Consider the following 18,770-nt stretch of genomic DNA (forward strand, 5'->3'; position numbering starts at 1 on the left):
ATGCTGCATGCCACCGCTGATCTCATCGCCCGAAACCGTCGCAGCCGCACCCGCAAGCGCAATCTTGTGATCGGCCTTCTTCTGGTCATTCTCGTCGCCCTCTTCCTCCTCACTTTGATGCTGGGCCAATCTTTCACCCCGCCGAAAGATGTTGTGCGGGTGCTTCTGGGCGAAGATGTTCAAGGCGCAAGCTTCACGGTCGGGAAGTTGCGCCTGCCGCGCGCCGTCCTGTCCGTATTGGCAGGGCTGAGCTTCGGCCTCGGCGGCGTCGCATTCCAGCTTATGCTGCGCAATTCGCTCGCAAGCCCCGACATTATCGGCATCAGTTCCGGTGCAAGTGCTGCAGCTGTTTTTGCAATCGTTGTGCTCTCGCTGAGCGGCCCCATTGTTTCGATCTTTGCCGTTGTGGCTGGGCTTGCCGTAGCGCTTGCCGTCTATGGACTTTCCTTCAGGAACGGGATTGCCGGAACCCGTCTTATCCTTGTCGGCATTGGCGTTTCGGCGATGCTCGAAAGCTTCATCGCCTATATTCTGTCGAGCGCTCCGGCATGGAGCTTGCAGGAAGCCATGCGTTGGCTCACCGGCAGCGTCAACGGCGCAAGGCTGGACCAGATGCTTCCGCTTCTGATCGCCCTGATCGTTTTAGGCGGTTTGCTTTTGAGCCGGTCTCGCGATCTCGAAGCATTGCGGCTGGGCGACGACAGCGCTGCAGCATTGGGAACCAATGTCGGGCGAACCCGGATCGTCATCATCATTGCCGCCGTCGGTATGATAGCCTTCGCCACAGCCGTCTCAGGCCCCATCGCCTTCGTCGCCTTTCTGTCCGGCCCCATTGCAGCACGCATCATCGGCAGTAACGGTTCCCTGCTCGTCCCGTCTGCGCTGATCGGAGCCATACTTGTTCTCGCTGGCGACTATTGCGGACAATTCCTGCTGCCGGGCCGCTATCCGGTTGGCGTCGTCACCGGAGCTCTGGGCGCTCCCTATCTCATCTACCTTATCATACGTGCCAATCGCAGCGGGGCATCCCTATGACCGATCACACTCTCATCGTGCGTGAGCTGACCACCGGCTATGGTGACAGGCTTGTGCTGGACGGTCTCGATCTTGAAATCCCCTCCGGCAAGGTGACCGCGATAGTCGGAGCGAATGCCTGTGGAAAATCCACGCTTTTGCGAACGATGTCCCGGCTTCTGGTCCCGCGCCACGGGCAGGTGCTGCTTGACGGCAAGTCGATCCACACCCTCCCCTCCCGGCAACTGGCACAGACGCTCGGTCTGCTGCCGCAATCGCCGGTGGCGCCAGAAGGCATATTGGTCGCCGATCTCGTCAGCCGAGGTCGAAACCCCTATCACGGCGTTTTCTCGCAATGGACGCGGGCCGATGACGAAGCAATCGCAGCGGCACTTGAAGCAACTAGGACAACCGAACTGGCTGACAGACCGGTAGACGAACTTTCCGGCGGCCAGCGCCAGCGCGTGTGGATTGCGATGGCACTGGCGCAGCAGACCGACATCCTCCTGTTGGACGAGCCGACGACCTTTCTCGACATCAGTCACCAGGTTGAGGTTCTGGACCTCCTCACCGACCTCAACCGGGAGCGCGGAACCACAATCGTCATGGTTCTGCACGATCTCAATCTTGCTGCCCGCTATGCAGATTTTCTGGTCGCAATGGCTAACGGACAGCTACACGTAACCGGGACGCCTGACGAAGTGCTGACGGAACAAAATGTCCGCGATGTCTTTCATTTGGAAAGCCGCATCATGACCGACCCGACCTCCGGTCGCCCCATCATGCTGCCTTTGGGACGTCATCGCCTCCGTCAAGAACGTCTTGAAACGCAGCTCGAACCCTCAGACGGATAGCCGCCTGCGCTGCAACAGGCTTTTGCTGACTTCTCTGCCCCACTGATTTTATAGCGCCGTGATCCGTCGATCGCGGCGTTTTTCGTTCTGGCGCAGTCACAATGCAGTGCGTCATTTAACACGCCTTTTTATCTATAATAATTTCACTTGAGTCGCCAGCATACATGCGAATAATCTATATTTCATAGATTCTTTCTATTTTTATAGATAAAGTGGAGAAGGCATGCTCAATATGGTGCAATCGAACCCGAAAGGCGTTGAGAAAACGGCGTCCAAATCGGAACAAGATGCATGGACGCTCGCAAGCGCGCGTCTGCTCTACGATCTTCCGTTCAACGATCTTCTTTTCGAGGCACAGAACGTTCATCGTGCCAATTTCGATCCGAACCGCGTTCAGCTCAGCAAACTGCTCAATATCAAGACCGGTGGCTGCCCCGAAGATTGTGGCTATTGCAGCCAATCGGCGCATCATGCCTCGGGTCTGAAAGCCTCCAAACTGATGAGCCTGGATACGGTTCTCGAAGAAGCGCAGAAGGCAAAGGATAGCGGCGCAACCCGCTATTGCATGGGCGCGGCCTGGCGCAGCCCAAAGCCGCGTGATGAACCGGCGATTGCCGAAATGGTCAAACAGGTGAAAGCGCTCGGCCTGGAAACCTGCATGACGCTTGGCATGTTGAGCCCGGATCAGGCGCAGACCTTTGCGGAAGCGGGACTTGATTATTACAACCACAATATCGATACGTCGGAGCGGTTTTATCCGCAGGTCATCACGACGCGCAGTTTCGATGATCGGCTGGAAACACTCGCCCATGTTCGTGAAGCCGGAATCAAGGTTTGCAGCGGCGGCATTCTCGGCCTTGGAGAAACCGAAGATGATCGCATCGATATGCTCGTGACGTTGGCAAATCTGCCGACACCACCGGAAAGCGTGCCAATCAATATGCTGATCCCGATGCCCGGATCGCGGCTGGAGAAAGCATCGCCCGTCGACCCTATCGCCTTTGTCCGCATCATCGCGCTTGCCCGCCTGATGATGCCGCAATCGCATGTGCGACTGACAGCCGGGCGCAATTCGATGAGCGATGAAATGCAGGCTCTGTGTTTTTTCGCAGGCGCAAATTCGATCTTTATCGGTGACACGCTGCTGACCGCCGCCAATCCGGGCGAAGACCGCGACACAAGCCTTATGCGGCGGCTTGGCCTGACCGCCGACACGCTGGACAACCATGCATAACACGGATCCATTGGCCCGTTACGCCGCCAAGCTGAAAAACCTTGAGCGGCGGCGGCATCTGCGCACGCTTTCGGGCAATAAGGGCGCAGACTTCAGTTCGAACGACTATCTGGGCCTTGCCGCATCACCGTCGATCCGCAATGCTTTGATTGCCGAGCTGGAAAACGGCCTTGCCGCCGGGTCTGGCGGCTCCCGGCTGTTGCGGGGCAATCACCTGGAACACGAATTTCTGGAGGCCGAAGCCGCTACCTGGTTTCGGGCGCCGTCGATGCTTTATTTCAGCAATGGCTATGCGGCAAATCTCGCGGTTCTCTCGACCTTGCCGCTGCGCGGCGATCTGATCGTCTATGACGAGCTTATCCATGCCAGCGCACACGAAGGCATGCGAGCCGGAAAGGCCGACATCGTCTCCGTCCCGCATAACGATGCGGATGCATTCGAGAGAGCCATCCGCACATGGCGCGAGAAGGGAGGAATTGGCATCCCCTGGATTGTGGTGGAAAGCCTCTATTCGATGGATGGCGACCGCGCGCCGCTCTCCGATCTCATTGAGATAGCAGACCGCCACGATGCATTTCTTTTCATCGACGAAGCCCATGCCACAGGCGTGCACGGATCGGACGGGCGCGGTTTTACTGCCGGACTGGAAGACAGACCGAATGTTATTACGCTTCACACCTGCGGCAAGGCGATGGGAAGCGCCGGCGGGTTGGTTGGAGCAGACCCAATCCTGCGCGATTTTCTGGTCAACCGCGCGCGGCCTTTCATCTATTCGACCGCGCCCTCACCCTTGCAAGTGTCGGCGACACGGCGTGCGCTCAAAACCATGGCCGCCGAACAACATCGGCGGCACGAATTGCATCGGCTTATCGACGTCGCCAACGCGCAATTCGCCAATCGCTTCGGCAGGTCCGGCAGCGGAACGCAGATATTGCCGCTCGTCATTGGCGATGCCGACCGCACTTTGCGTATTGCACATCGCATGCAGGCCGAGGGCTTCGACATGCGCGCCATACGCCCGCCAACAGTGCCTGCCGGCACGGCGCGACTGCGCATCACCATCACGCTCAATGTCGACGAACCCACGATAACGCGCATGTTCGAGCACCTTGCCGCGATCATGGCAGAGGAAATGATATGAACCGCACCTTCATCATCACCGGCACCGATACGGGTATCGGCAAGACCGTCTTTTCCGCAGCCCTTGCGGGTGCGCTCAACGCCTATTACTGGAAGCCGGTTCAGTCGGGGCTGGAAGAGGCAACTGACAGCGAAACCGTTGTCCAGCTTGCCGGGCTATCACGTCGGAACGTGATCCCCGAAAGCTGGCGCCTGAATACGCCTGCTTCACCGCATCTTTCGGCGCAGATCGACAGGGTGGAGATCGATACGGATGCACTTGCAGTACCATCGGTCGATGCGCCTCTGGTGATTGAAGGTGCAGGCGGATTGCATGTACCGCTGACGCGGCGCACGACGTTCATCGATGTTTTTGCGCGCTGGCGGAAGCCGGTCATCCTCTGTGCAAGAACCGGGCTCGGTACCATCAATCACACATTGCTTTCGCTTGAGGCATTGAACCGACGCAATATTCCCGTGCTCGGCATTGCCTTCGTCGGCGATCATCAACCGGATACAGAGAAGATCATCCCGGAACTGAGCGGCGTGCGCAGACTGGGGCGGCTGCCCCGCCTTGCGAAACTTGATCCGGACGCACTCCGCCAAGCCTTTCGCGAGCATTTCGACATAAACATTTTTGGCGGAGCTTCCGAATGACCGCGCATTCGTCTCCCGTCTGGCATCCTTTCACCCAACACGCCACCGAACCGGCTTTCCGCAGGATCGTCAAAACTGACGGTGCCTATCTGCTAGATGAAACCGGCAAGTCCGTGCTGGATGCCATATCGTCATGGTGGGTGATTACCCATGGGCACCGCCACCCAAAGATCATGGCGGCAATCCGGGACGCATTGGAACGGTTTGATCAGATCATCTTTGCCGAGTTTACTCACGAACCGGCAGAAAGGCTGGCGCAAGAGCTGGTCAAACTCGCCCCGCAGGGCCTCGCCCATGTGTTCTATTCCGACAGCGGTTCCACAGCGGTCGAAGTCGCGATCAAGATGGCGCTCGGCTTCTATCACAACAGAAACGAACCGCGTTCACGCATCGTGGTGATGGAGCATAGTTATCACGGCGATACGATCGGCACCATGTCCACCGGCGCGCGCGGCGTGTTCAACGCCGCTTATGAACCCTTGCTGTTTCAGGTCGACACCATTCCGTTTCCGTCGGCGGGGCGAGAGCAGGAAACGCTTGATGCGCTGGAACATTTCTGCCGCAATGGCGAGGTTGCAGCCCTGCTGATTGAACCGCTGGTTCTGGGTGCAGGCGGCATGAAAATCTATTCCGCGCATTTGCTGGCTGAATTCCGGCGGATTACGCAGCGCCACGGAACACTTCTCATCGCCGATGAAGTGATGACCGGATGGGGGCGCACGGGCACCATGTTCGCCTGCGAACAGGCCTCCATCACACCGGATATTCTGTGTCTTTCCAAAGGTATTACTGGCGGCGCTCTTCCGTTGGCTGCGACGCTCAGTACTGCTGAAATCTTCGATGCGCATTTTTCGAAAGATCGCAGCCGCACGTTCTTCCATTCCAGTTCCTATACCGCCAATCCGATTGCCTGCGCGGCAGCATGTGCCAATATCGAAGTCTGGCAAACAGAACCCGTTGCGGATCGTATCAAGACGCTCGGTCAATGGCATTCCGAACGACTTTCACGCTTTCAGGGTGATCCTCGTTTTACCAATCTGCGCCAGCAAGGGACCATTGCTGCCCTCGATCTCGCGGTCGAACAAACCGGCTATCTCTCCGATGCGGGGCCGAAACTGAAAGCCTTCTTCCGCGAACGGGGTGTGCTTCTGCGTCCGCTCGGCCATGTGATTTATCTCATGCCACCCTATTGCGTGACGCCAGCTGATCTGGACCTCGCCTATGACGCGATCGACGCGGCAGCGGACATGATAAGGGGCGGGGCGCGATGAGCATTTCGAGCCGTATGGCGGGCTTTGGTCATTATGTGCCAGACCGCCGTGTTGCAAATGCCGAACTGGAGCAGCGTTTTGGGCTTGAAGCTGGCTGGATCGAGAGACGCACCGGCATCCGCGAACGACGCTGGGCGGCGCCGGATGAAACGCTGACGGATATGGCAATGAAGGCCGGTGCAATGGCGCTCGACAATGCCGGTGTTCCACACAGTTCGGTGGCGCTCGTCATTCTCGCCACATCGACGCCGGATCATCTTCTGCCGCCTTCCGCGCCCCTTCTCGCGCACAAGCTGGGGCTGGAAAACTGCGGCGGGATCGATCTGGCGGGCGCTTGCTCAGGTTTTCTCTATGCACTTGTGCTGGCCGACGGCTTCGTCAAAAACTTCCGAAAGCCGGTTCTGGTGGTCGCAGCCAATATATTGAGCCGTCGCATCAGCATGGAGGAGCGCAACACGGCAATTCTCTTCGCGGACGCTGCTGGAGCCGTTCTGCTCGCACCGTCAAACGACCCGCATGAAGGACTGCGGGGATCAGCACTCATATCCGATGGCGGGAATTATGGCCTGATCTCCATTCCCGCCGGTGATACAAGAATGACCATGCAAGACGGCAAAGCCGTCTTTACGCAGGCCGTTCGCATGATGACGCGTTGTGCAGCGGATGTGCTTGAACAGGCAAAGTTAGCCGCCGCCGATGTGGACAGGTTCTTTCCTCATCAGGCCAATATGCGCATGATCGATAAAGTCTGCGACCAACTGCATGTGCCTGCTTCTATCGCGGCAAGAACGATCCATACATTCGGCAATTCGTCGGCGGCGACGATTCCGCTTTCGCTGTCGCTGGCATCGAAATCACGGCCTTTTCAGCCCGGTGAGCGGCTTCTTTTATCGGCAGCCGGTGCCGGAATGCTCGCCGGCGCTGCAGTCTGGAAAATTGGAGGCCGTTGAAACTCGATCACGCTTCGTGCTGGTTGCGATAAAGCTCATAGGCAAATCTTGCACGCACGCCAATGTCGAGAAACGGCCTTGGCGGAACAGCTGATGGCGTTCCGAGGCTGAGCATATCCGATATCAACCCATTATCCTCGCCCAACGCCATTTCGGCGGCCAGTCTCCCGCTGATCGTGCCCTTGGCGATGCCGACAGCATTCTGGCAAACGGCGCTCCAGACATTCGGAGCGACCTTCCCGAAACCCGGCGCGCCATTGCGCGAAAGACAGATGTAGCCAGTCCATGTGTGTTCGACATGGACGCCACGAAGCATCGGAAACCGTTCGTCAAAAAGACGCTGGTGATCCTGCCGAACCGAAGCCCGGCGCGCATCCGACTGGCGCATGCCGGGGCTGAACTCAATGTTCTGCCGGATGAGGATGCGGCGATCGTTTGTATAGCGCATGGTAATGCCTGCAAAGGCGTTGGCAGGTGTTGAGCCCCATGACCCGATATTACCGAAAATACCTTGTTCCTTTTCGGTCAGAGGTCTCGTGAAACTGGCATGGGCTGCAAAGTTCAGAAGTCGTCCCTTCCAGAAACCGAAGCGCGTCGCAAAGCCGTTAACCGCCACAATCGCTTTCGGAGCGGCAACAGTTCCTTCCGCAGTCCGCAGAAGCACTTTCGAACCGAAATCCGCCTCCAGAACCGGAGACTGTTCAAAGAGTGTCACATTCTCTGGCAATGCGTCGCCCAACCCACGATTGAGCGCAGCCGGATTGATCAGAACCGTACCGGGCGTATAGATCGAGGCCGCGAAATGCGACGTGCCCAGACGTTTCGTCGTTTCTTTGCCATCCAGCCATTCATAGGGCTCATTCAGCGTCTTCAACATCTCGAGCGTCGGCTGCAGAATCTCTTTCGCGCCACGCTCCGACGAAGCCGTATGATATTTGCCGTCCTCACTCCAGTCGCAGTCAATACCATATGTTGTAACGCTATCGCGTAATGAAGCGATGCCTGCCCGTGCCAACCGCAGATAAGCATGCCCCTTCGCCAGTTCCTCCAGAGATGACCCGACATTGTGCGGGAGATCTATGGCAAAACCGGAATTACGCCCGGATGATCCTTCGCCAAGTTGCTGGCCATCCAATATCACAATCTTTGCATCTGGCCGTAGCTCCGCAAGACGACGCGCAGCACCAAGTCCGGCAAATCCGGCACCGATGACAACAAAATCGGCGACAATATCACCGCGCAATGACGGCTTCGGTTGCCGTGCTGGCAGAAGTGCGCTCCAGCCGTTGGTCTTGTCATCTTGGGGAAGTAATCCGATCTTCTTCATGGTCTGCTTTCAAACTGCTGCGCCCAGTCGGACGGATAAAGGCTGTAAAATACCAGCGCGTTCTCGGCTATATAGGTGAGTTCTGTTCCGGCAGCTTGCTTTCCAAGACAATTCTCGCTCGCTCATTATCAATGATAACCAAATATATATATTTAGCACATTCTTATTTATTATTATTTAAGAAGCCTCTAAATCAACTAAAAATATAGATATAGAAAACTCGGCGCTCATTACAACTTCAGGGCTGTTGCCAATCCATAATCTATACTCAATTAGTGACTTATGAATTGATTGCAATATTTTCGACGAAACTGCTTGTCTTGCAAATTCGTTGAGCGGCAGGAGCAGTATGAAACATTCAACCGGAACAGATTGCACCACCTCATCCGCCAAGCTTACGCAAAGGCGCATAAAGGCATTGGCTCACGGTCTTTCGCAGTACTTGTGCTCGACCGTCTCCTATTCTGCAATTGCGTTGGCTGGAGTGACGACAATAGTCGCTGCCAATCCCGTTCGGGCTGACGATTATCATTATATCGGCACACACTCCCTTCTAGACAGATGGGGTAGGCCTGCGTCCTGGGCGGAAGGCAAGCTTCCCGGCGGCGGCGACCGGGCCATTATTGCGGGATCTGCAACCGGTATTATCCCCGCTGCAAGCGCTATCGGTTCAATATGGATAACCCAAACCAGCGCCCTGAAAACGTTCAATCAGTCCTCAGTTTCTGCTGCAATTACAATCAACGGCATTGACGGTGCCGGTGTTCGAACAGATGCCGCGCAGATGATAAATTTTTTCCGCGGAACAAATGTAGGCGGGAATATATCCATTCAGGCGACCAACGAAGCCGGGGGCGGATTTAACTTTTCTGCTCCTCCGGCCGGAGGAAGTACGACAGGATTTCTTGAGACAAACGGCTATACTGTAACATTTGATCCAGTCAACACAGCCAACCTAATGAATGTAACCGGAGGTTATGAAATTATTGGTTCGGGAAATCTGGTCAAGACTGGCGCAGGGCTTCTGACTATCGAAGGATACACCAATAATTCGGCATTCACTGACTCGCCCGCGCAGTATTCCGGAAGCACCTGGATCCAACAGGGAACACTGGCTCTGATAGGCACTGCCAGCCTGCGACGTTCCAGCGTTGTTCGTGTCGACGGTGTTTTCGATATTTCTGCGACCGCCGACGGTCAGTATGACCCTTCGGGAATTCCGGGAGGCACCAGCGTGGCCGTCCTGACCGGCAATGGCAGCATCGTGCTCGGCGCACGCAATCTGACCTTGAACGAAGGCGGGAACGACTTTGCCGGACAGATTTCGGGAACCGGAAAGCTCATCTTGCAGCAAGGCACTACCGTTCTTTCCGGAGAAAGCACTTATAGTGGTGGCACAGATATCAACAGCGCCCATCTGTACGTTGGCAATGCCAAGGCATTGGGCAGCGGTGCGGTAAACATGCAAGGCACTGCCGCACTCGGCTTCCTCGTCGATGACTTGGTGATTAAGAATGACATCATTCTTGCAAGCGGCAACACATCGGCAATCGATACCGGCACTTTCAATGAAACGCTCGGCGGTGATATCAGCGGCGACGGTTCCCTCACCAAGCAAGGAGACGGCACCCTGATCGTTGCGGGCGCCAACACTTATACCGGCTCCACGAATGTGCTGGCTGGCACGCTGCGGGCTGGCGCTGCAAACACTTTCAGTGCAGCCAGCGCCGTTGATCTGGCCGCAGGAGCCACACTCGATCTCGGTGGTTATAATCAATCCATCGCCAGTTTTTCAAATGCAGGCACGTTGAAATTTGGCACGAAGCCCGGAACAACATTGATGATTGCCGGAAACTATACTGGCAACGATGGTCTGCTTATCCTGAACACCGATCTTGGAGGCGATGATTCTGCTACGGATAGGCTCGTGGTCACCGGCGACACTTCAGGCAATTCCACAGTCAACGTTAACAATCTCAAAGGCGAAGGTGCGCCGACCGTCGAGGGGATTAAAATTATTGAGATCGGCGGAGTGTCCGACGGCGAATTTTCACTCAAGGGCGATTATGAAATCCAGGGCGAGCAGGCTGTTGTAGCTGGAGCATACGCTTATCAGCTCTACAAGAACGGTAAAACCAATCCGACCGACGGCGACTGGTACCTGCGTTCGGCATTAAAGCCCAAAACGGTCGATCCGGTAACACCGACAAGCCCTTCAAAGCCGCTCTATCAGGCGGGTGCTCCGCTCTATGAAGCTTATCCGCAGGTGCTTCAGGCATTGAACGGCCTGTCTACGCTGCAACAGCGGGTTGGTGATCGCTATTGGGCTACGGACGAGAATGGGGGCACGAGCAACACGACCCGATCGTCGGTATGGGGTCGAATTGAAGGCGCACATAACCGCCTCACGCCCAACTCGACGACGACATTGACATCGTACGACGTCGATACCTACAAAATGCAGGCTGGCCTCGATGGCCAGTTCTTCGACGGCGATAGCGGTAGACTGATCGGCGGATTGACGGCGCAATATGGCAAGGCATCTGCAGACGTCTGGTCAGTATTCGGTGACGGTACCATCGATACCGATGGCTACGGGCTTGGCGCGACACTGACATGGTATGGCGACAATGGCATTTATGTCGACGGTCAGGTTCAGGCCAACTGGTTCGACAGCGATCTTTCTTCTGTGACAGCAGAAAGAGGCATGACCGATAGCAACAAGGGCTTTGGCTATGCGCTGGGCATGGAAACCGGAAAACGGTTTGCCGTTGCCCCTGGCTGGACGCTGACGCCACAAGCGCAACTGATCTATTCGTCGATTGATTTTGACAGCTTTAACGATGGGTTTGGTGCACGCGTATCGCTGAAAGACGGCGACAGCCTCAATGGTCGCCTTGGCCTATCAGCTGACTATCGCAAAAGCTGGCAGGCTGCGAACGGGTTGATTTCCAGCACCAACGTATATGGCATCGCCAATCTCTACTATGAGTTTCTAGATGGCGCTCGTGTCAATCTTGCAGGAACAGCCCTCAGCACCGAGAACGACAGATTCTGGGGCGGCGTCGGCCTTGGCGGCACTTACAGCTGGTCTGGCGGGAAATATTCGCTTTACGGAGAAGGCATGTTGAAGACCAGCCTTGCGCATCCAAGCGATAGCTTCGGCGTAAATGGCACCGTCGGTCTCAAGGTCTCATTCTGACAAGGCGACAACAGGTCGCGTGAGATTAATGCATAAACAGGCGGCGACAGGAAACTTCCTGTCGCCGCCTGTTTATTTTCAAGTTAGTTCGAGCCATCCATAGAGCGGATTTTCCGCGCAGTTGCCTGCAACAGTGTAAAAGCCTCGAAACGCCTGTCATGCCATCTGGCGCGCCCGGCATCCGGTCTGTTCACCTCACCAAGTTCCGACATGGCATGCATCGCAGAGGCAAGGTCAGGATATGCCCCTGACGCCACAGCGCCCAGCATGGCAGAGCCGAGCAGAACCGGCTCTGGCGAGGTGGAGGCGACGATGACAAGGCCGGTTGTGTCGGCAAGCACTTGTCGCACCAGATGCGAACGCGCAGCCCCACCTGAAACGACGATGGTATCGGTCACGATACCTTTTGCCTTTTGTGCCTCGACGATCTGCCGCGCACCATAGCCGAGACCGCACAGACCGGCGAGATAAAGCGCCGTCAGACTATCGATCCCGGCGTCGAGATCGAGCCCGACAATGATCGCACGCGCATCGGGATCAGCGAACGGTGCACGATTACCGAGGAATTCGGGCACGACATGAATGTCACCAACGATCATGGCCGTCTTTTCAACGCCGCCCCTTGCCTCAACTTCAGCAGCAAGACTGTCGGCTAAACCGTTGCCCTGAGCTGCTGCCAGCTTTTCAGCTTCTGCCGCGAAGGGATGCATATGGATCAGGTGATCAATAGCAGCACCTGCTGCTGACTGGCCACCTTCATTGAGCCAGAGACCCGGCACCATTGCCGAATAATACGGGCCCCACACACCGTCCACGAAAACAGGCTGTTCGGTCGTGGTCATGGTGCAGGCCGAAGTGCCGAACACATAGGCCATGCGTGACAATATCTGGCCTTCCGAACCACGCGCTCCAACTGTGCCGATGCCGCCCGCATGAGCGTCGATCAGACCGGCGGCAATTGCAGTACCCGGCTTGAGGCCAAGTTCTGCCGCAGCCTGTTCGCTCAAACCACCGAGGTTTTCGCCACCAGCGCGAACGTCGGTACCGATACGGACGAAATTTTCATCCGCCAGTTCGCCAAGGCCGACTTCACGGAAATAAGCCTCGTCCCAGCGCTTTTCATGGCTGAGATAAGTCCATTTGCAAGTGACCGTGCAAGCTGAACGAGCAAGACTGCCGCAGGATTTCCATGTGAGAAAATCGGTAAGATCGAAAAACTGCCAGGCAGCAGCGAAGGTTTCGGGCTTGTTTTCCTTGAGCCACAACAGCTTCGGCGTTTCCATCTCGGGGGAAATGGCACCGCCAACATAGTCAAGAACCTTCGCCTTGGTCGCATTGATACGCTCGGCCTGTCCGATAGCACGGTGATCCATCCAAACGATGATGTCCCGCGCAGGATCGTTGGATGGACCTACGGCAAGCGGCTTGCCGCCCTCGCCCAGCACAACCAGCGAGCAGGTCGCGTCATAACCGATACCGGCGATATCCGTCGGGTCGACACCGGCGGTCGCGACCGCTTCACGCACGCTTTCGCAAACAGCCTGCCAGATATTGGCACTCGACTGTTCGACAATGCTGCCCGCCTTACGCCAGATGGTGATATCGCGCTTGGCTGAAGCAAGCATGGTGCCGCTCGCGTCGAACAGACCGGCGCGGGCGCTACCGGTGCCGACATCGACGCCCAGATAGTAGCTGGTCATGGTCGCTCCCATTTACAGATCGAGGCTCTGCGGAAGAATGACCAGATCGCGAATGGTGATATTGCGCGGGCGGGTCAGCATGAACATCACCGACTCCGCAACTTCCTTAGGTTCCATCAGGCTGCCTGCGGCCAGTGCTTCATCAAGCTTGGCCTTCGGCCAGTCGCTGATGAGTGCGGTCACAACCGGTCCCGGCAGAACGCCGCCAACGCGGATACCATGCGGGGCGACCTGACGGCGAACCGTATGCACGAAGGCCTGAACGGCGTGTTTGGATGCCGTATAGATCGGCTCCCAGATCACCGGCACAACACCCGCAACGGAACTTGTCATGATGATATCGCCGGTCTTTCGTTCCATCATATGCGGCAGCACGGCATGAATGGTGCGGAAGGCCGCGTTAATGTTGAGGTTCAGCATGCGGTCCCATGCATCCGGGTCGCCTTCCCAAAGAGGTCCGCCAATATAAGCGCCCGCATTGGCATGGAACACGTCGAGCTGGCCCGCCTGTTCGAGTATCTGCGGCATCATCGTGGCGACAGACGCCGGATTGAGCAGATCGATGACCAACGGTTTGGCCTTGTCGCCAAGCTCGGCGCATTTTTCCTTAAGCGCCTTGTCATCACGGTCGACAAGAAACACCGTCATGCCCGCTTCGATCATGTGCTTTGCACATTCGAAGCCGATGCCAGAGGCAGCACCAGTAACGGCGCCAACTTTTCCGTTGAGATCCTGAGCCATTTTTCAGTCCTTGAAGGTTTAGGCGCGGCCGTGCGACTGGCGCGAGCGGCGGGCAAGGGAGTCGACAATAACGGCGATAGCAAGCACTGCGCCGGTAATCATGTAGCGAAGCGAAGATGACAGATCGAGCAGCGTCAGACCGCTGGCAATCGACTGGATGACAATGATACCCAGCAGAGCCGACCAGGCGCTGCCACGTCCGCCGAAGAGGCTGGTACCACCAATGACAGCCGCCGCAATGGCGTTGAGGTTAACGTCACCGGTGCCGGCCTGCTGGCTGGATGAGGCAAGACGCGAAGCGGCCAAGATGCCACCTGCTGCGGCCAAGATCGAACAAGTTACGAAGGCCGATATGTAGATGAAGTTCACATTGATACCGGCACGGCGCGCTGCTTCACGATTGCCGCCAACCGCCTGCATGGCACGCCCCCACTGGGTGCGGGTAAGTGCATAATTCATCGCAATGACTAGCGCCACGAACAGGCCGAACATCCACGGCACACCGCGCGACTGGTTGAGATAAAATACCGCGCCACCGACAATGACCGTGATGACGATAGCCTTGAACGCAATTCCAACCGACGAAGGCGCCGACAGACTGGCTTCGCGGCGACGCTGTGCAGAACGGAACCCGGTGAAGAAGATGGCAAGTCCGGCAATCAGCACCAATGCGTAGGACACAGGGCGCGGCATAACCAGAAGCTGGCCGAAGCTCACGAGCCAGGAGCCGTAAGGCAGATTGATTGAGCCGGTATTACCGAGCAGATAAAGCTGGAGACCGAGCGCGGCCAGCAGACCGGCCAGCGTGGAAACGAAGCTCGGCATGCTGAAGCGGTTATAGAGGAATGCGTAAAGCAGGCCGATCAGCGCGCCAGTGCACAGTGCCGCCAGCATTGCAAAGCCGACAGGCCAGCCATGATTGACCCAGAGCACACCGACGATTGCCGACGCCAGACCGCTAACCGAACCGACCGAAAGATCGATCTCGCCCAGCATCAGGATGCAGACGATACCGAGCGAAATCACGCCGATGGTCGAGCAGTCGAACAGCAGATTGACAAGGTTGTTGCTCGACAGGAAGACCGGGTTCAACGTCTGGAAAACAGTCCAGATGATGACGAGTCCGATGATAACCGGCAGTGATCCGAGATCGCCTGAACGCACACGATCAAAGAAACTGCGCAGCGCGCCTGAAACGCCTTCATCATGGCGCACGCGTGTATCCTGACGGTCGAGAGGGGTATTTCCGCTTGCCTGATTCATTATGCTTCTCCCCGATCATGGGTATGATCGGCTTCATGCTGCGCCTGACGCCGTTCGGCACGACGGGAAACGGAATTGCTGCTCGCGCCGGTGATGGCCGCGACCAGTTCCTCATTCGAGGAATCCGGGTAGAAAACGCCGTTGTTGCGGCCAAGGCGCAACACCACAATGCGATCAGCAACTGCGCGCACATCTTCCATATTGTGGCTGATCATCAAGACGCCCAGTCCTCGGTCGCGAACACGCTCGATAAGATCAAGAACCTCGGCCGTCTGTGCAACGCCCAGTGCCGCCGTTGGTTCATCAAGCATGATGAGCTTGGGATCGAGCAATAGCGAACGCGAAATCGCGACGGTCTGGCGCTGACCACCTGAAAGCGAGGCGACCGGCTCACGTACGCTCGGGATACGAGCGGAAAGCTCGTTCAGAAGCTTCCACGCCTTGATCTCCATGGACACTTCATCAAGGCGATAGGGGCTCATTTCGCGGCCAAGGAAAATATTGGCAACGACGTCGAGATTCTCACACAGCGCCAGATCCTGAAAGACCGTCGCAATGCCGAGATCGAGCGCAACGCCCGGCGACGAAAGCACCACCTTCTCGCCATTGAATTCGATAGTGCCGGATGTCGGCTGATGGACGCCTGCCAGCGTCTTGATAAGGGTAGACTTTCCCGCGCCGTTATCGCCGACAAGAGCGACAACTTCGCCCGGAAAGACTTCCAGATTGATATCTGTCAGCGCTGAAACGGCGCCGAAATTCTTGGATATTCCGCTTAGACGCAGCACTGGCTGCCGCGACGTTGTAGCGGCATTGTGATCTTGGGACATGTTCGCTTTTCCCTGGGTGTCGCAGTTTTCCCCAACGTCCACCGCGCAAGATAACACGCGCGGGGAAAGAAAGCGTCCGGCCCAAGCCGGACGCCATGGTTGGGTTACTTCGTGATACCGAGCTTCTTGCAGCCTTCGGCGTAACGGTCGACGCACAGCGTTTCAGCTGAAACGATGTTCTTGTCGATGATCTCCGCCTTGAGGTTATCAGCCGTCACAACCACCGGAACGAAAAGCTTCGACGGCGTATTGTAGAGCGTAGCTTCAGCCTTCGGGGTCTCACCGTTCAGAAGCTGACCTGCGACGCGGGCGGCTTCTGCTGCAACGATTTCAGACGGCTTGTTGATCGTGTTGTACTGATCGCCCGAAATGATGAGCTGAAGTGCGGCAATCGTCGCATCGTTGCCGGTAACAGGTGGAAGCGGATCAATGCCAGCCGCTTTCATAGCTGCAATCGCACCGCCAGCAGTGCCATCATTGGCAGCGACCACACCGACGATCTGGTCGTTGAAGCGGGTGATCTGGCCGCTCGCCCACTGCTGAGCCTTGCTCGGCGCCCATTCCGGCGTGTCATATTCGGCAAGCGTCTTGTAACCGCTATCCTTCAGGCCGGCATGAATACCGTTCTTGATGAGACCGGCTGCAGCATCGGTCGGCGAACCGTTGATCTGCAGAACGCCGCCCTTATCACCCGCAACGCCTTTGTCCTTCAGATGCTTGACCAGTGATTCCGCAATCGACTTGCCGATAGCTTCATTGTCGAACGACACATAGAAATCGGAGGTCGCATCCGGGATCGGACGGTCATAGGCGATGACCTTGATATCCTGCGACTGGGCGAGTTTGACCAGCGAAGCTGCCGCCGCCGTATCGACCGCGTCGAGCACGATCACCTTCGCACCCTGTGAAATGACCGAGTTGAACTGCTGCTGCTGCTTGCTCGCATCGCCATCGGCATTGAGATAAAGCACCTTACAGCTTTCACAGATTTTCTTCATCTCTGCGGCGAAGCCCGGATAGTCGCGCTCCTCATAGCGTGTCGATGCCTGGTCTGGCATCAAAAAGCCGACCACTGCATCCTTCACTTCTGCCTGCGCATTGCCCGCGAACGACGACAGCACCACTGCAGCAAAAGCTGCTTTACCAAGTATATTCTTCATGTCTCACTCCCATTGGGTTTTAATTTTGTATTTTACGTAAACTTGCAGACAAATTTTATCTCGCTATTCCACCCCATATGTCCTCCCTATAGCGACCTCCGGCTCCCTCGGACTCCTGTATTCCGGTGCCGTCTTGCTTTGCGGCACGGCAATCAAATCGAACAATACTCACAGGGCTTGTCACGCATGAAGGGAAGCCTTTTTCCCGGCCTCGGCATGTGTGCACCGCTCCTCTCGGCATATAATCAAGTTGCACCATCGATAGTGCAGCATAACCATCGCTCAACATCTGGCATCTGGTCAAGGGGAAAAATGACAGAGGAATGGATTGGATTACGTCTTCCCCTACTTGCAGCGAATGCTATCGGACCGCTAAGATCAAGGGGCCAATCCAGACGAAAAGCAGTCCTAATGAACATTCCCCGCAAAGTAACCATTTATGATATATCGGAGCGAGCTGGTGTATCCGCATCTACGGTTGCTTCCGTTATGAATGGCTCATGGGAAAATCGGAGAATTACAAAAGCAACAGCTGACAGAGTCCGAGTAATAGCGAGTGAACTTGGCTATACCACCAACCTTCAAGCACGCGGGTTACGCATATCCAATTCGGGTTTGATCGGCATGATCTTGCCGATGCTGGACAACCGTTACTTCAGCTCCATGGCCGCGTCGTTTGAGACGGTAGCACGCTCACGGAATCTTATTCCCGTCGTAGCCAGCACATTGCGCGATCCACAACAGGAACGCAGCACTGTGGAAACATTGATTGCCCACAATGTCGACGCTTTGCTGATCGCGGGCGCAACCGATCCGGACAGTGTCGCCGAACTCTGCGAAAAGGCTCATCTGAAACATATAAATGTGGACCTTCCCGGGAAGCACGGTGCATCCGTAATCAGTGACAATTATGAAGGCGCCCGCGTGCTGACGCAACAGATTGCCAGTCGCAGGTCACATCGAAAGGAAAACAGCTTCTACTTCATCGGTGGCGTGGACAGTGACCATAATACACGCGCACGCGTGCTCGGCTATCAAGATGAGCTAGCCGCACTGAACATCGCCATTCATGCCGACACCATCGTCACGAATGGATATGGTCCCGATACCGCCGCAGTGACGATCCGGGACATTTATGGCAAGTTGAATGGATTGCCAGAGGCATTGTTCGTTAATTCGACGAGTCCCTTTGAGGGCGTCGTCAGTTTTCTCAAGACACTGCCGGTTGACGAGGTTCGGGAGTGCTCCATCGGATGTTTCGACTGGGATCCCTTCATCGAAGTTCTCCACTTCCCGGTTGTGATGGTCCGGCAAAATGTTCAAGCAATGATCGAACGCGCCTTTAAGCTTCTGGACGAACCAGTTCAAACAACCGACCTACCGGAAATGATACCGACGGAACTGATCATCCCACGTGATATCTGATTTTCGTCGAGCGGAAAGAGTAG

At 56.4% G+C, this 18,770-nt stretch carries 15 protein-coding genes; 9 read left to right on the plus strand and 6 right to left on the minus strand.

The annotated features are described in order from the left end of the window. From KWJ32_RS10765 to KWJ32_RS10795, 7 genes are all read left to right on the plus strand, one after another. Positions 1–1,035 (plus strand): iron ABC transporter permease, encoded by a 1,035-nt coding sequence (locus KWJ32_RS10765; RefSeq protein ID WP_011982575.1) that lies wholly within the window; start codon positions 1–3, stop codon positions 1,033–1,035. Next, positions 1,032–1,868: an ABC transporter ATP-binding protein gene (locus KWJ32_RS10770; RefSeq protein ID WP_011982574.1), complete on the plus strand. Its 837-nt coding sequence runs from the start codon at positions 1,032–1,034 to the stop codon at positions 1,866–1,868. Before KWJ32_RS10765 ends, KWJ32_RS10770 begins: the two co-directional genes overlap by 4 nt. Before the next feature lie 223 nt (positions 1,869–2,091). After that, positions 2,092–3,102 (plus strand): biotin synthase BioB, encoded by a 1,011-nt coding sequence (gene bioB, locus KWJ32_RS10775; protein ID WP_011982573.1) that lies wholly within the window; start codon positions 2,092–2,094, stop codon positions 3,100–3,102. Then, on the plus strand, positions 3,095–4,243 hold the full coding sequence (locus KWJ32_RS10780) for an 8-amino-7-oxononanoate synthase (protein ID WP_011982572.1): 1,149 nt from the start codon (positions 3,095–3,097) through the stop codon (positions 4,241–4,243). Before bioB ends, KWJ32_RS10780 begins: the two co-directional genes overlap by 8 nt. Beyond that, the gene (bioD, locus tag KWJ32_RS10785; protein ID WP_011982571.1) at positions 4,240–4,878 is read left to right on the plus strand and encodes a dethiobiotin synthase; all 639 of its coding nucleotides are present in this window, start codon (positions 4,240–4,242) and stop codon (positions 4,876–4,878) included. The genes KWJ32_RS10780 and bioD overlap by 4 nt, the downstream gene beginning before the upstream one ends. Next, the gene (locus KWJ32_RS10790; RefSeq protein WP_011982570.1) at positions 4,875–6,149 is read left to right on the plus strand and encodes an adenosylmethionine--8-amino-7-oxononanoate transaminase; all 1,275 of its coding nucleotides are present in this window, start codon (positions 4,875–4,877) and stop codon (positions 6,147–6,149) included. Before bioD ends, KWJ32_RS10790 begins: the two co-directional genes overlap by 4 nt. Further along, positions 6,146–7,099, plus strand: coding sequence for a beta-ketoacyl-ACP synthase III (locus KWJ32_RS10795; protein WP_151610162.1), 954 nt, complete (start codon positions 6,146–6,148; stop codon positions 7,097–7,099). The genes KWJ32_RS10790 and KWJ32_RS10795 overlap by 4 nt, the downstream gene beginning before the upstream one ends. A gap of 7 nt (positions 7,100–7,106) precedes the next feature. Here the strand turns inward: KWJ32_RS10795 and KWJ32_RS10800 are convergent, their stop codons facing one another. Next, positions 7,107–8,426 (minus strand): FAD-binding oxidoreductase, encoded by a 1,320-nt coding sequence (locus KWJ32_RS10800; protein ID WP_011982568.1) that lies wholly within the window; start codon positions 8,424–8,426, stop codon positions 7,107–7,109. A 958-nt stretch (positions 8,427–9,384) separates the two neighbouring features. On the opposite strand from KWJ32_RS10800, the gene KWJ32_RS10805 reads away from it, so the two are divergent. Then, positions 9,385–11,628 carry an autotransporter outer membrane beta-barrel domain-containing protein gene (locus KWJ32_RS10805; RefSeq protein WP_158304332.1) on the plus strand — a complete coding sequence of 748 codons (2,244 nt, stop codon included), beginning with the start codon at positions 9,385–9,387 and terminating at the stop codon, positions 11,626–11,628. Positions 11,629–11,711: 83 nt separating this feature from the next. Here KWJ32_RS10805 and KWJ32_RS10810 read toward each other — a convergent pair whose 3' ends face one another. The 5 genes from KWJ32_RS10810 to KWJ32_RS10830 form a co-directional block, all read right to left on the minus strand. Beyond that, positions 11,712–13,328: an FGGY-family carbohydrate kinase gene (locus KWJ32_RS10810; RefSeq protein WP_151610161.1), complete on the minus strand. Its 1,617-nt coding sequence runs from the start codon at positions 13,326–13,328 to the stop codon at positions 11,712–11,714. 12 nt (positions 13,329–13,340) lie between these two features. Then, the gene (locus KWJ32_RS10815; protein WP_011982565.1) at positions 13,341–14,069 is read right to left on the minus strand and encodes an SDR family oxidoreductase; all 729 of its coding nucleotides are present in this window, start codon (positions 14,067–14,069) and stop codon (positions 13,341–13,343) included. An 18-nt stretch (positions 14,070–14,087) separates the two neighbouring features. After that, positions 14,088–15,332 carry an ABC transporter permease gene (locus KWJ32_RS10820; protein ID WP_011982564.1) on the minus strand — a complete coding sequence of 415 codons (1,245 nt, stop codon included), beginning with the start codon at positions 15,330–15,332 and terminating at the stop codon, positions 14,088–14,090. Continuing rightward, positions 15,332–16,162: an ATP-binding cassette domain-containing protein gene (locus tag KWJ32_RS10825; RefSeq protein ID WP_011982563.1), complete on the minus strand. Its 831-nt coding sequence runs from the start codon at positions 16,160–16,162 to the stop codon at positions 15,332–15,334. Before KWJ32_RS10825 ends, KWJ32_RS10820 begins: the two co-directional genes overlap by 1 nt. A 104-nt stretch (positions 16,163–16,266) precedes the next feature. Then, positions 16,267–17,322 (minus strand): sugar ABC transporter substrate-binding protein, encoded by a 1,056-nt coding sequence (locus KWJ32_RS10830; protein ID WP_011982562.1) that lies wholly within the window; start codon positions 17,320–17,322, stop codon positions 16,267–16,269. A 411-nt stretch (positions 17,323–17,733) separates the two neighbouring features. Between KWJ32_RS10830 and KWJ32_RS10835 the strand changes: the two genes are divergently transcribed. Further along, positions 17,734–18,747: a substrate-binding domain-containing protein gene (locus tag KWJ32_RS10835; protein WP_040128491.1), complete on the plus strand. Its 1,014-nt coding sequence runs from the start codon at positions 17,734–17,736 to the stop codon at positions 18,745–18,747. The last annotated feature ends 23 nt before the right edge of the window (positions 18,748–18,770 follow it).

Source organism: Ochrobactrum sp. BTU2, from assembly GCF_024539785.1.
GTDB lineage: Bacteria > Pseudomonadota > Alphaproteobacteria > Rhizobiales > Rhizobiaceae > Brucella > Brucella anthropi.

Excerpts from the sequence above, each read along its gene's own strand:
- KWJ32_RS10795 (WP_151610162.1), top strand. The coding sequence starts at position 6,146 with ATGAGCATTTCGAGCCGTATGGCGGGCTTTGGTCATTATGTGCCAGAC.
- KWJ32_RS10825 (WP_011982563.1), bottom strand. The coding sequence starts at position 16,162 with ATGTCCCAAGATCACAATGCCGCTACAACGTCGCGGCAGCCAGTGCTG.
- KWJ32_RS10805 (WP_158304332.1), top strand. The coding sequence starts at position 9,385 with ATGAATGTAACCGGAGGTTATGAAATTATTGGTTCGGGAAATCTGGTC.
- KWJ32_RS10830 (WP_011982562.1), bottom strand. The coding sequence starts at position 17,322 with ATGAAGAATATACTTGGTAAAGCAGCTTTTGCTGCAGTGGTGCTGTCG.
- KWJ32_RS10790 (WP_011982570.1), top strand. The coding sequence starts at position 4,875 with ATGACCGCGCATTCGTCTCCCGTCTGGCATCCTTTCACCCAACACGCC.
- KWJ32_RS10800 (WP_011982568.1), bottom strand. The coding sequence starts at position 8,426 with ATGAAGAAGATCGGATTACTTCCCCAAGATGACAAGACCAACGGCTGG.
- KWJ32_RS10820 (WP_011982564.1), bottom strand. The coding sequence starts at position 15,332 with ATGAATCAGGCAAGCGGAAATACCCCTCTCGACCGTCAGGATACACGC.
- KWJ32_RS10770 (WP_011982574.1), top strand. The coding sequence starts at position 1,032 with ATGACCGATCACACTCTCATCGTGCGTGAGCTGACCACCGGCTATGGT.
- KWJ32_RS10765 (WP_011982575.1), top strand. The coding sequence starts at position 1 with ATGCTGCATGCCACCGCTGATCTCATCGCCCGAAACCGTCGCAGCCGC.
- KWJ32_RS10815 (WP_011982565.1), bottom strand. The coding sequence starts at position 14,069 with ATGGCTCAGGATCTCAACGGAAAAGTTGGCGCCGTTACTGGTGCTGCC.
- bioB (WP_011982573.1), top strand. The coding sequence starts at position 2,092 with ATGCTCAATATGGTGCAATCGAACCCGAAAGGCGTTGAGAAAACGGCG.
- KWJ32_RS10780 (WP_011982572.1), top strand. The coding sequence starts at position 3,095 with ATGCATAACACGGATCCATTGGCCCGTTACGCCGCCAAGCTGAAAAAC.
- KWJ32_RS10810 (WP_151610161.1), bottom strand. The coding sequence starts at position 13,328 with ATGACCAGCTACTATCTGGGCGTCGATGTCGGCACCGGTAGCGCCCGC.
- bioD (WP_011982571.1), top strand. The coding sequence starts at position 4,240 with ATGAACCGCACCTTCATCATCACCGGCACCGATACGGGTATCGGCAAG.
- KWJ32_RS10835 (WP_040128491.1), top strand. The coding sequence starts at position 17,734 with ATGAACATTCCCCGCAAAGTAACCATTTATGATATATCGGAGCGAGCT.